The organism is Herbaspirillum sp. VT-16-41, assembly GCF_001994935.1.
GTDB lineage: Bacteria > Pseudomonadota > Gammaproteobacteria > Burkholderiales > Burkholderiaceae_D > Herbaspirillum > Herbaspirillum frisingense.
In genome coordinates, this window is record NZ_MUXB01000133.1 from 88201 (window position 1) to 101528 (window position 13328).

The 13328-nt window shown below is 64.0% G+C and carries 8 protein-coding genes; 1 reads left to right on the plus strand and 7 read right to left on the minus strand.

Going from position 1 to position 13328, the window contains the following annotated elements; genetic code table 11:
- Positions 1-15: 15 nt before the first annotated feature.
- Both BTM36_RS22610 and BTM36_RS22615 read right to left on the minus strand, forming a co-directional pair.
- Positions 16-3843 (minus strand): PAS domain S-box protein, encoded by a 3828-nt coding sequence (locus BTM36_RS22610; protein WP_077238040.1) that lies wholly within the window; start codon positions 3841-3843, stop codon positions 16-18.
- Positions 3844-4204: 361 nt separating this feature from the next.
- Entirely contained in the window at positions 4205-4576 is a 372-nt protein-coding gene (locus tag BTM36_RS22615) for a hypothetical protein (RefSeq protein ID WP_077238116.1), read from the minus strand.
- A 716-nt stretch (positions 4577-5292) separates the two neighbouring features.
- Here BTM36_RS22615 and BTM36_RS22620 point away from each other — a divergent pair.
- The gene (locus BTM36_RS22620; RefSeq protein ID WP_077238041.1) at positions 5293-7491 is read left to right on the plus strand and encodes an ATP-binding protein; all 2199 of its coding nucleotides are present in this window, start codon (positions 5293-5295) and stop codon (positions 7489-7491) included.
- Between the two features lie 39 nt (positions 7492-7530).
- Here the strand turns inward: BTM36_RS22620 and BTM36_RS22625 are convergent, their stop codons facing one another.
- The 5 genes from BTM36_RS22625 to pgi form a co-directional block, all read right to left on the minus strand.
- Positions 7531-8625: a hybrid sensor histidine kinase/response regulator gene (locus tag BTM36_RS22625; RefSeq protein ID WP_077238042.1), complete on the minus strand. Its 1095-nt coding sequence runs from the start codon at positions 8623-8625 to the stop codon at positions 7531-7533.
- Entirely contained in the window at positions 8622-9092 is a 471-nt protein-coding gene (locus BTM36_RS22630) for a response regulator (RefSeq protein ID WP_077238043.1), read from the minus strand. The genes BTM36_RS22625 and BTM36_RS22630 overlap by 4 nt, the downstream gene beginning before the upstream one ends.
- Before the next feature lie 43 nt (positions 9093-9135).
- Positions 9136-10743, minus strand: a complete 1608-nt coding sequence (locus tag BTM36_RS22635) for an ATP-binding protein (protein WP_077238044.1) — start codon at positions 10741-10743, stop codon at positions 9136-9138.
- A gap of 270 nt (positions 10744-11013) precedes the next feature.
- Complete coding sequence (locus BTM36_RS22640) at positions 11014-11574, minus strand: hypothetical protein (protein WP_077238045.1); 561 nt, start codon at positions 11572-11574, stop codon at positions 11014-11016.
- A gap of 45 nt (positions 11575-11619) precedes the next feature.
- On the minus strand, positions 11620-13323 hold the full coding sequence (gene pgi / locus BTM36_RS22645; protein ID WP_077238046.1) for a glucose-6-phosphate isomerase: 1704 nt from the start codon (positions 13321-13323) through the stop codon (positions 11620-11622).
- Between the last annotated feature and the right edge of the window lie 5 nt (positions 13324-13328).

Sequence of the window (13328 nt, forward strand, 5' to 3'; positions counted from 1 at the left end):
ACCCGACCCAAGGCTTCAAGCCAACGCAATCTTCGTCAATATCTCTTGCAACTGATCGATGTCGTAAGGCTTGGGCAGCGAATGCGATGGGAAGCCCACGTTGCGTGCCACCATCGCGCCATAGCCGGAGGCGAAGATCACCGACATCGTCGGGAACCGCTCCAGCGCGCGCTTGGCCAGTTCCACCCCCGTGATACCCGGCAGGTTGACATCGGTGAAGAGCACGTCGAACGGCTGCTCCTCCAGGGCCTGCAGCGCGTCTTCGCCGCTGGCCACGCCGCGCGCCTGATGGCCCAGGGTCTCCAGCAACTCACAGACCAGCTGCTGGGAATCGATGTTGTCTTCCACCACCAGCAGGCGCAGTCCGCTGACGGCCTGTGCGGGCTCATCGGCGCCCTGCGAAGTCACGCTGCCCGTCACGCCGACGCTGCCACCGGCAGCGAGGCCACCCGTGCCATAAGCCTCCTGGGACAGTGGCTGCTCGGTCGCATCAGCCTGGTGGTGGCGCTCGGCCACCGGCAAGACATGGATGGTGGCCGAGGCCGTGGCGAGGTCACGCTCCCCGCTGGCCTTGGCCAGTTCGATGCGATGCGCCCGGTTGGACAGCATGTGCCGGATCCGTTGCGCCAACTGGTTGATGCGGTAGGGCTTGGAGAGCAATTCCACGCCGGCATCCAGTCGTCCTTCGTGCACGATGGCATCGCGCGGATAGCCGGAGGTAAACAGGATTTCGATTTCGGGCAGCAACTGACGCGCCTGCCGCGCCAGTTCGGTGACCGGCACGCTGCCCGGCATCACCACGTCGGTGAACATCATGTCCACCGTGATGCCACTCTGCAGGATGGCCAAGGCCCGTTCGCCGTTGTCGGCCTTGAGCACGCGATAGCCCAGGGACGAGAGCGTGTCGATGACCGTGAGCTGCAGGTTGGGGTCGTCCTCGACCACCAGGATGGTCTCGTCGCCCCCGCGCACCTGCAGGTCGCGGCTGTCGTCGACGACCACCTCGTCCTCGATGCAACGCGGGAAGTAGATGCGGATGGTCGTGCCCTTGCCCGGTTCGCTGTGCAGGCTGATATGCCCCTTGCTCTGCTTGACGAAGCCATATGCCATCGACAGCCCCAGCCCGGTGCCCTCGCCTTCGCGCTTGGTCGTGAAGAAGGGTTCGAAGGCGCGTTCGCGCACCTCCGGCGACATGCCGGCGCCATTGTCGGAAATCTGCAGCTCGACGTAGTCGCCTGCGGCCAGATCGGCCTGTGACAGGAAGGCCGGATCGGTCAGTTGTACGTTATCGATCTGCAATGTCAGGCGGCCGCCATTGGGCATGGCGTCGCGCGCATTGATGGCGGTGTTGATGATCAGGTTCTCGACCTGGTTGGGGTCGAGCATGCTGTTCCACAGTTCATGCGTGACCACCGTGGAAATCTCGATGTTCTCGCCCACGGCGCGGCGCAGCAGGTCATCCATGTTCTGAACGACACGTTCCAGATTGATGCTGCGCGGCTGCAGCGGTTGCCGGCGCGCGAAGGCCAGCAACTGCGAGGACAGTTTGGCCCCGCGATCGACCGCGCCGATGGCGGTGCGGATGCGCTGCCGGCTGCGATCATCCTGGCGGGGGTCACCCTGCAGCAATTGCAGGTTGCCACCGATGATCTGCAACACATTGTTGAAGTCGTGCGCCCCCCCGCCGGTGAGTTGGCCCACGGCTTCCATCTTCTGCATCTGACGCAGGGCGGCCTCGGCGCGGGTGCGTTCGATGATCTCGGCGACCACACGCTGCTCCAGGGTGTCGTTGAGTTCGCGCAGGGCATCTTCGGCGCGGCGGCGTTCGGTGATGTCGGTGGAGACCGCGATCATGGCCTGCGGGCGGCCCTCGCCGTCGACGATGCGGCTGATGTCGCTGGAGACCCAGAAGGTCGAGCCGTCCGGACGCAGGTAGCGTTTTTCCAGGGTGAAGGAGCGGCCATCCTCGATGCAGCGGTTGAACAGGGACATGTTCATCGGCACGTCATCCGGATGGGTGACGTCGGCCAGGGTCATGTGCAGCATCTCGTCTTCAGTGCGCCCGAGCATGCGGCACAGGGCCTGGTTCACGCGCAGGTAGTTGCCTTGCAGGTCCAGCTCGGAGAAACAGACCGAGGCCTGGTTGAAGATGGCCGTCAGGCGGCTCTCGCTCCACGACAAGGCCTGCAGGCCACGACGCCGCTCGGTCAGATCAATGAAGGTGCACAACGCCCCTTGCAGCTTGCCGTCCTGCCATACCGGATGCGCCTGGTATTGCGCCGGGAAGCTGCTGCCATCCAGGCGCAGGAAGTCCTCGTTGTCGATATGGGCCGTGATGCCTTCACGCGCCGCCTTGAGCACCGCGCATTCGGTGCGGCTGACCGGCACGTCCTGTTGCGGGACCAGGATCACTTCATGGATGGAACGCCCCAGCACGTCCTTCTCGCTGGCATAGCCCAGCATCTGCAGGAAGGCGGCATTGCAAAGGGTAACCGTGCCATCGCAGTCGATGGAGAAGAAACCCTGATCGGTGGAATCCAGCAGCTGGCGCACGAAGGCGTTGTTGGCCCGCACGCTGGCCTCAGAGGCGGCCAGCGCCTGTTCCATCAGCTTGCGCGAGGTAACATCGAACACCACGCCCACATAACGTGCACCGGCACGTGGATCGTCCTGCACCACCTCGCCCTTGCGCGCCAGCCAGCGCTGCTCGCCGTCGGGGCGGGTGATGTGGTATTCGGTGTATTCGAGCGGATTGCGCGGGCCGCTCTCACGGATACGCACCGTCCCCAGGTTGGGATGGAACTCTTCATCGATCATGTCCACCAGCTGCTGCGAGGTCACCTCGCCTTCCGGCGCGACACCCCACAGGCGGCGGAAACGGTCTGACACCGCCAGCTTGCCGGAATCAGGAAACCACTCGAAGATGCCAATCCCACCGGCACGGTCGACGATGCGCAGCCGCTCCTCGGCGACATGGAGATCAGTGACATCATTGCCTTCGATGAAGATGCCCGCCACCCGGCCATCGCTGCCCTTGATGGGCTGGAACACGAAGTCCAGCACCGCGCCGGCGAATCCGCCTTCCTCCGAGCGCCGCAGGAACAAGCGGGCGCCACGTTCGGTATAGGCTTGCCCGGTCTGATAGACGCGGTCCAGCAGCGCGAAGAGGTTTTCATCCAGCAGTTCGGGCAAGGCCTCGCGCGCTGGCAGCCCCAGCACCGGACGGTCGCCGAAGAGCTTGAAATAGGCGTCATTGACGCGCTCGAATACGTGCTGCGGCCCGCGCACCACGGCCTTGAAGCTGGGCGACTGCTCCATCAGGTCGCGCAGCAGGTCGGTATGGGCCAGCGCTGCATCCAGTCCACTGGCCCGGTGCAGGGAACACAGGACGCCGGCCACCTGGTCGTCGCCTGCTTCACCCTTCTCATCCCATACCGGCAGACAGGAGAAATCCCATTGATTGCCGGTGGCGATCGCCTGGTTGTCATCGTGGAACAAGGGCAGACGGCACAGCTGCTGTTGCTGGCCGGCGAACGCGGCCTCGATGGCGGATTCGCAGCGGCCACCGGCGCCGGTCCACATGTGTGAACCCGCCAGCGCAGCACCGAACGCGGCCGGGTGGGCCGCGCCGATACAGGCGGAAAATGCATCGTTGTAGAGCATGTGACGGCCAGCACCCCACACCAGCAGACTGGGCGTGGGCGAACGCAGTGCGATATTGAGGGTGGTCCGCAGCGTGGACGACCAGTGGGTCGGCGCGCCCAGGGGGCTGGCGCTCCAATCGGTTGCTGCGACGATTTGCGCGGTCAGGCCGGTTGCGCGCAACCAAGAAATTTCTGCCATGTCGTGAAACTTACCTTTATGAGCACCGAGGTCGGTCGCGTGGATGACGGCGTTGCGCGATCACGTTGCGCCGTCCTTGCCCACGGGTCCCTTCATTGTTGTTCGCATCCGTTTCGAGCGGGGGCGCTTGCTCACAGCAATCTCGATAGTGCTGCAAGCTCGATAATGTCGATCATGCGCCCCTGCATGACGCGCACGATTATACGGGAAGCCCGCGCCCGCTCGCGCTGCCGTCTCACGCGGCGGGCAACGGCGCATGCAACCAGGAGCCGCATGGCGTCTGCATTTGCGGGGAGCTTCCGTTTTTCCTACATGAAGTCGCGTCAGGCACCTACAGGGTACGGCGCCCGGCCTCAGGGTATCAGCCGGCTTTTTTCTTCAGCGCACGTTCTTCGCGCAGCAGGCGATTCAACTCGGCCAGTTCCTGGACCGCTTCCTGGGTCAGGATCACCGGCTCGTTGGGCCGGTAGGCGCGGCCGCCCAGGCGACCGTTCATGCCGATGTAGGCGCGCGCGCAGCGCCGACGATAGGCCAGGATGTCCTCCTCGCCGTGCGGCGGCTCCCCCGCCGTATCCTGCTGCTGTACGGGCTCGGCAAAAGTGCTCGGCCGCTCGTCCTCGGTTTCGCCGGGGTGCCCGGCCTGGGTCGAGATGTGGTTGCGATAAGCGGTCCAGTCGCCCTGCTGGATGGCGACGAGAGGATCGCAAGGATGGGTGGAATCAGACTTGTCCATGAGGCTACCCTGCTCAAAGATCCGACGCATACCGACTGCGCCGGGCTGGTTGCAACGTCAGCTTGCCATTGTCCGCATCAGTCCCGGCAGGTGCCAGCGGCTTGGCCGGACCGATACAGCGTTCGATTTCTTCCCGGTATGTCATCGACAGCATACTGGTTCGCTCCCTGTTGTAACCCCGGCTCAGCACACTATCGACGACTTCATTGTAGCCATGTCACGCAAAACTGGAAGAGCCTGACGGCACCTCCTGATGTGATTTGACGCATCCTCACGAAGTCTCAGCACTTGAACCGGGCAATCTTTTCCCGTGTGGCATCTTCCGGCGTCAAAGCACCGATACGCCACCGATATGCCGCGTTGTTTCTGCGAGTTTGTGCTGATCTTAAGAGCCCGCACGGATGAGTTCTATCGGACTGTTCCCGATTGCCTTGTAGGACAAAATGGAAATCCCGGCGGCTGGCGAGACTGGACGGATCGGGGCCTCCCGGCACTGCCATTAAATTCACATGCAGAGTTCACCAAATGCAGGACCACGCCTATAATTGGCATTTCCCGAAGACAAGGGCCGTACCGCCGCGCTTGACGACAGCTGGAACAGCGCGGAATGAAAAGGTGCGTTGCCGACTTTGGGCCGCCTTCAACTTGCGTTCGTCTCCAGATGTGCGCGACCGCAATTCGACGCCCTGTTTCCACAGGCATCGGGAAAGCAGTACATGAGCAACCCGTACCACGAAAATCGCCGACGATCGGTCGACCTGAGCAACTGCGACCGGGAGCCGATCCACATCCCCGGTTCCATCCAGAGCCACGGCGCCCTGCTGTGCTTCACGCCGGATGGCTGCCTCGCTTCGCGCAGCGCCAACGCTGATGCCCTGCTTGGCGCGCTGCCCGCGCCAGGTGCGCCCCTGGGAGAACACCACCTGGATGCCGGCGCCCGCGCAGTGATCCACAGCGCGCTGGAAGACAAGCATGGCTATGTCGATTCGCGCATGATCACCCTGCCGTCAGGCGCCTTCGATCTGGTGACCCACAAGTCCGAGGGTGTGCTGATCGCCGAATTCGAGAAACGCCCGCCCGATGCGCTGTCGCTGGACGCCTTCGCCCTGGCAGCGCACCAGGCCATCCAGCGCATCCAGCGCCAGCAAGGCGTGGAAGACCTGCTGACCCTGGCCGTGGACGAGATCGCCCGCATCACCGGATTCGACCGGGTGATGGCTTACCGCTTCCTGCATGACGATAGCGGCGAGGTCGTTGCCGAGCACAAGCGCGAAGACCTCGAACCCTTCCTCGGCCAGCGCTATCCGGCCAGCGACATCCCGGCCCAGGCGCGACGCCTGTACGTGATCAACCCGATCCGCCTGATCGCCGATGTCAAGGCGCCCACGGTGGCGCTGGAGCCTGATCTCAATCCCCTGACCGGGCGGCCGCTGGACCTCAGCCACAGCATGCTGCGCAGCGTCTCGCCGGTGCACATCGAATACCTGAGCAACATGGGCGTGGGCGCCTCGATGAGCCTGTCCATCGTCATCGGCGACCGGCTGTGGGGGCTCATTGCCTGCCATCACATGAGTGCCCACCTGGTACCGCACGCGGTGCGCATGTCCTGCCAGTTGCTGGCGCAATTCGTCAGCGCCCTGGTCGAGCGCAACCTCAATGGCGAGCGCGCCCGGGCGCTGGAATACAGTACCGCCCTGCGGCGCGAGATCGTGGCCCGCATCACCGACCGCGAAGACATCGTGCTGGCCCTGGCCGGTGAACACGAGGGCTTCCTGCGCCTGATGAACAGCCATGGCGGCGCCATCTCGATGGACCGCAAGACCCAGGTCTTCGGCAAGGCGCCGTCACGCGAGGCGGTCAACGCCTTGATCAACTGGCTCAACGAAAACGAACCCGGGGACCTGTTCTACACCAGCGCCCTCGGCGCCGATGCACCAGCCCTGAAACAGGTGCTGGGCGACATCTGCGGCGTGCTGGCCGTGCGCTTCTACCGCGAACAGGATGGCTATGCGTTCTGGTTCCGCAGCGAACAGGTGGAAGACGTGCGCTGGGGCGGCAACCCCGAAAAGAAATACAGCATCGGCCCGCTCGGCCCGCGACTCACGCCACGTGGCTCCTTCGCGGTCTGGAAGGAAACCGTGCGCGGCAAGAGCCTGCCCTGGGTCAAGACCGAACTGGAAGTGGCCGGCCAGCTGCGCCTGGATTTCCAGGAAGTGGCCCTGTCCAACGAAAACATGGTCAAGCGCGCCCGCGAGACCCTGCTGGCCACGCTGGGCCATGACCTGCGCGATCCGCTGCAAGCCATCATGATGGCTGCCCGCATGATCGAGGTGCGCGAGCACTCACCCTCCAGTTCCAACCTGAGCAAGCGCATCTCGTCCTCCTCCAGCCGCATGCATCGGCTGATTTCGCAGGTACTCGACATCAGCCGCCTGCAAAGCGGCATGGGTCTGGATATCCAGCGTCGTCCGGTGGACGTGCGCAAGATGGCGATGGAAATCGTCAACGAGGCCCGCATGGCCTATCCCGACAATGAAATCATCCTGGAAGCCGAAGACTGCGGTGAGATCGGGCTCGATGGTGACCGCATCAGCCAGGTGGTCTCCAACCTGCTGTCCAATACACGCCACCATGGCGAAATCGGCAAGCCGTCCACGCTGATCGTGTTCCGCCGCGACGAACAACTGACCATCTCGGTCTCCAACCACGGCGCACCGATACCGGCCGCCGTGCGTGACAATCTCTTCAAGCCCTACAAGAAGGAATCGATGGGCAACCAGCGCAATGCGCGCGGCCTGGGACTGGGCCTGTACATCGTCAGCGAGATCGTCAACGGCCACGGGGGCCGCATTACCGTGGACTGCGAAAGCAACATCATCACCTTCACCGTCACCATTCCGGTGCCGGCAGACTGAATGCGACGCAGACCGCCACCGGCACCCCGGCAACATCGCTCAGGTCGGAGTGGTCAGCGGCAGCGTCAGCAGAAAACGGACACCGGGGCCAAGACCTTCCGCGTGCATGCGCCCTGCGTGTAATTCCGCCAGCTGACGGGCAATGGCCAGCGACAATCCTGACGCAACGCCGCTCTCACCTGCAAGGTCGACCTCGACATCGTCATCGCCAACACGCTCCGGCGCATTGGCCTGACCGGCGTCGATCAAGGCCTGCCCCAGCTCCAGCTCTACCTGGCCACCTGTCTGACGCAGGATCACCTGCACGCGCCCTTGCGGCGGCGTAGAGCGGATGACGTGCGTCAGCAGGTTCCCCACCACCTGCTGCAGCCGCGCAGGATCCCCCAGGATCGGCGCTGGCGTATCGACTACAGCATGAATGTGGATCTGCCTGGCATCGGCCACCGCGTGTACCGCCGCAATCGCCTGGTCGACCACGCGGACCATGTCCACCGGTTGCATGTCCAAGTGCAGCTTGCCGGCCATGAGGCGGCTCAGTTCCAGCAACTGCTCCACCCGCTGCGCCTGCAGGCGGGCATTGCGTTCGATGACTTCCAGCCCCTTGCGCACCTGCTGACCATCGGTGGCGTCGCGCAGCAGATACTGCGTCCAGCCGATGATGGTATTCAAGGGGGCACGGAATTCCTGCGCCAGCGTGGCCACGAATTCTTCCCGCACACGGGCCATACGCTCGGTCTCCGCCAGACGCTGCAGCGCCTGCAGCTGGAGCAGGCGCTCCACTGCGGCCGGCAGATAGTCCAGATAATCGCTGGTCTTGGGCAGCACGTCGGCCACCCCCGTACGCAGCGCCTCGATGATGAGCGCATCGTCCGACACGCCCGATACCATGATGGCCGGAATGTCCAGCCCCGATGCACGCAGCTGCCGAAAAAAGTCCAGACCGGTCTCGAGCGCCTGCAGGTGATAGTCGACGATGAGCAGGTCCGGTCGCTCCTGCTGCACCGACGCCAGGGCGCTGACGGCATCGGCCATGGCGGTCACGCGATGTCCTTGCTTGCGCAGTACCCGGGTCGCCAATGCCAGCAGCCCGTCATCATCCTCCAGTACCAGTACGTGGGCGGCGATGGCGCTCATCGTGACCCGTTCTCGCCTCGATCCGCAACACGACCCGCCAGGGGCAGCTTGACCACCTGCAGGAAGAAACCCAGTCGACGCACCGCCTCGATGAAGTCGTCATATTCCACCGGCTTGGTGATGTAGACATTGCAGCCGGTCTCGTAGCAGTGGGCGATCTCGCGGGGGTCATCGGTGGTGGTGAGCATGATGACCGGGATGGCCGCGGTGGAGGCCTCCTGCTTCATCCGGCGCAGCACCTCTACGCCATTCACGCGCGGCATGTTCACGTCCAGTAGCACCACCAGCTGTTGCGATTCACCCTGCGCCGACTCGTCACCATAGAAATAGTCCAGTGCCTCCTGGCCATCACGCAAGCGCGTAAAACCGTTGACCAGGCCGGCGCGCCGCAGGTTCTTCTCCACCAGGAGCGCATGACCGTCATCGTCTTCGACCAGCAGGATATTGACGCTTTGTTCCGTATTCATGCCCCTCTCCCTGTGATGTATGCCAGCCCGCCGGTGCCGGCGCTCATGCCGCCACCGGCGGGCGCGCCGGCAGGGCCACATAGAAGCAGCTGCCCTGCCCCTCCACCGATTCCACCCAGATGCGACCGCCGTGGCGTTCCACCACCCGCTTGACCAGTGCCAGGCCGATACCTTCGCCCGGCGCGGCGTTGCCATGCAGACGCTGGAAGGCAATGAACATCTTGTCCAGATAGGCCGGTGCGATGCCCATGCCGTTGTCGCGCACGCAGTAGGTCACCAGGCTGGGCGCGGCGGCGATGTTGTCGGCGTGGCGCACGTGGTCGATGGTGATATGCCCCTGGCGCGAAGGATCGAGGTAGTTGACGGCATTGCCCACCAGGTTGCCCAGCACCTGCTCCACCGAGGTCGGGTCGCCGAAGGCCGGCGGCAGGTCGGCCGCGATCTCTACCTGCGCCCCCTTGGCGCGGATGCTGCTGCTCATGGCCGCGACGATGCGCTGTGCAATGGCGTGCATGTCCAGCATCACCGGCTGGTATTCGACGCGGCCGGCACGCGAGAGGCGCAACATGGCATCGATGATCCCGGCCGAACGCGTAACCGCGTTCTGGATGAAGCGCAGCGAGGTGTGGATGTCCTCTTCGACCAGCGCCTTGAGGCGCTGCTTGTCCGTGGCCGGCAGCGCCAGTTGCTCGACTTCGGCCAGCAGTTCGCGGGTGGTGTGGGTGATCTCCTTGCTGAAGCCCTGCAGGTTCACCAGCGGTGAGCGCAGGTCATGCGACACGCTGTAGATGAACATTTCATTGTCCTGGGTCTGTTGGCGCAGGTCGGCATTGACCTCGGCCAGCTCGCGTGCGCGCTGTTCCAGTTCGGTACGATAGCCCTGGGCCTGGCGCGAAGCCTCGTTGAGGCGCTCGCTGCTGCGGTGCAGGGCATCATCGAGCTGGCAGATCTCATCATTGCCACCCACCCGCGCCGCCAGCGGCTGCCCGTCGGCAAGGCGCTGGGCATTGGTGATGAGCACCGAGATACGGCTGCCGATATTGCGCGTAAAGGCCAGCGAGGCAAGTCCCGCAGTGACGATGGAGCCCAACACCGCCGCGATCAGCAACGCAGTCTGGGAATTGCGCGCCGACTGCAGCAGCGCCGTGCGCTGCTCGCCCAGCCGACGCTCCTGCTCGACAAAGCCATCCAGCCGGCTCAGGAAGTCCGAGAGCCGATGTGGGCCCTCCTCGTCGCGCAGTTCGCGGATCAGTGCATCGCGTTGTCCCCGTTGCATGCGCTCGCGGGCGGTATCGGCCCAGCTGCGATAACGCGCGATGCTATCGTGCAGCGCCCGCACTGCAGTCGTTTGTTGGGGATTGTCGGCCACCAGCCGGACCAGCTCGCCAGTCTTGACCTCCAGATCGGCCCACATCTCGGGCCGACTGATCGGCTCGGACTGGTTGAGGAGGATGGCATTACGGATACGGGCCGATTCCAGCAGCATCGGTTGCCGCACCTCGGCCGCCTGGTTGATCACCTGCGCCGAGTGCGCGGCCCAGCGCTCAGCCTCCTCGGCATCGTCCTGTGAGTTGAACAGCGCCCCCAGCAGCAGTAATTCAACCAGGCTGGGGATGGCAACGATCAACAAGCCCTTGGTCAATAATCTCATGTGCGTTCGTCCGCTTCATGATCATTCTCACGGCGCAGCTGCCTTCGATCGCAGCGCCCCCTCTTGGCGTTTCTTATTGTTCTGTCGTACGCCCGCCCGCTGAATTTCTGGTAATCAATTATTACGCCCAATTATAGACTTATAAAGTCATAAACTCATCAACTCTCAGCGACGGTATGCATGCCCAGGATTGCACTCTGTGCCTTCAGGAAAGCAAAAGGCCCGACAGCATGCTGCCGGGCCTGGTCCTGATCCTGTCGCTGCACTGCGTCAGCCCACGCCAGCCGGTATCCATTGCGGTTCGACCAGAGGATCAAAATCGATCCAGTCACCATCGCGAACCTGGCCTTCTGCACGCTCCAGATCAGCACCCTGCAGGTCTTGCAGCACCCTCATGGCGCGTTGTTCAACAGCGGAATCGGCGGAGGCCGCTGAGTCGTCCAGCTGCACCGCCACCAGCATGCCTGCGACGCGACGCGGCACCGGATCGTCGTCGGTGGCACTCAGACTGCCCACCAGACCGCCCAGGTGGCCACCCACCAGCCCACCCAGCACCGGCCCCAAGGGACCAGCCACGGGCGCAGCGGCCACCCCGGCAACAGCCCCGGCGCCGGCACCCGCGGCCACGCCGGCCGCCGCACCTTTATCCGTCTCTTCGGCGCCGGGCGACTTGTCCCGATCGCCGCCCACGGCGAAACGGTCATGCTGCCCGGCCGGGTTGACGAAGAAACTGCTGATGCGCTCACGGGCGAAGCCGGCATCGACCAGCGCATTGACGGCACGCGCCGCCTCGTCCTGCAATTCAAATCGTGCGGCGATGATGCTGCCCATGGTGTCTCCTCCTTGATCCCTGCGGCGCAAGGCGGCCGCTTCGCTTCATTTGGATGGATCGCTAGCGACAGTGCCGCCCTGGCAGGCGCGATAGCGCCGGATCAAGGCATTGGTGGAACTGTCGTGGTGTAGCGGCTGCCCGTGATCGATCAGCTCGCGCGCCGTGCGCTTGGCCAGCTGCTTGCCCAGCTCCACGCCCCATTGGTCGAAGGAATCGATATTCCAGATCACACCCTGGGTAAAGACACTGTGTTCGTACAGCGCGATCAGGCTGCCCAGGCTATAGGGGGTCAGCTGCTCGATGAGCATGCTGTTGCTGGGGCGGTTGCCGGGGAAGACCCGGTGTGGCACCAGTTCTTCAGGCGTGCCTTCTTCGCGCACGCGCTGCACGGTCTTGCCGAAGGCCAGCGCCTCGGCCTGGGCGAACATGTTGGCCATCAGCAGTTCCTGCTGCTGCCCCAGCGCCTGCGCGGGATGGCAGAACCCGATGAAGTCGCACGGCACCATCTGCGTTCCCTGATGCAGCATCTGGTAGAAGGAGTGCTGCCCATTGATGCCGTTATCGCCCCAATACACCGGCGAGGTCTGGTAATCCACCGGCTCGCCGTGCAGGGTCACCTGTTTGCCGTTGCTCTCCATGGTCAGCTGTTGCAGGTAGGCCGGCAGCCGCTTGAGATACTGGCTATACGGCAGCACCGCCTGGCTGCGGGCATCGAAGAAATTACCGTACCAGACCGTGAGCATGCCCAGGATGGCCGGCAGGTTCTGCTCCAGCGGCGCGGTCCGGAAATGTTCATCCATCGCGTGCATACCGGCCAGCATGTCACGGAAGTGCTGCGGTCCGATGGCGATCATGGTCGACAGGCCGATGGCGCTGCTCATCGAATAACGGCCACCGACCCAGTCCCAGAAGCCGAACATGTTGCGCTCATCGATACCGAAGCGGCTGGCTTCCTCGATGTTGGTGGTCACGCCCACAAAGTGCCTGGTCACAGCCGCCTCGTCGCCCAATTGCTGCACCAGCCACTGGCGTGCGGCCTGGGCATTGGTCATGGTTTCCAGGGTGGTGAAGGTCTTGGAGCAGACGATGAAAAGTGTCTCCTCCGCCGGCAAGCCGCGCACCGTTTCCAGCAGTGCCGCCGCGTCGACGTCGGAGAGGAAGTACAGCGACAAGTCGCGCTGGCTGTAGTGGCGCAGGGCCTCGTGCGCCATCATCGGCCCCAGGTCCGAGCCACCGATACCGATGTTGACCACGTGGCGGATCGGCCGGCCGGTATGCCCGGTCCATGCGCCGCTGCGCACCTGTTCGGCAAACACCTCCATGCGCGCCAGGACATCCTGCACCTGCGCAATCACGTCTTCACCCTCCACCACCAGCCGCTCCGTCGCCGGCTTGCGCAGGGCCGTATGCAGCACCGCACGCTGCTCGGTGGCATTGATGCGGTCGCCCCGGAACATTGCCTCCACCCGATCCTGCAGACCGCACTGGCGCGCCAGCTGCATCAGCAGGGTCATGGTTTCGGTGGTGACGAGATTCTTGGAATAGTCGAGATAGATACCTGCCGCTTCGGCGGTCAGGGTTTCGCCGCGCCGGGGATCGGCGGCGAACAGCCGTTCCAGGCGGAAGTGGCGGGCACTGTACTGGTGGTGCTCCTGCAGGGCGATCCAGGCGCTCTTCTCGGTCAGCGACTCGCGCTGGCTGTAGACGAACAGCGGCAGTTGAAGATCGGCGGCGGGCAACTTGGTCATGCGGA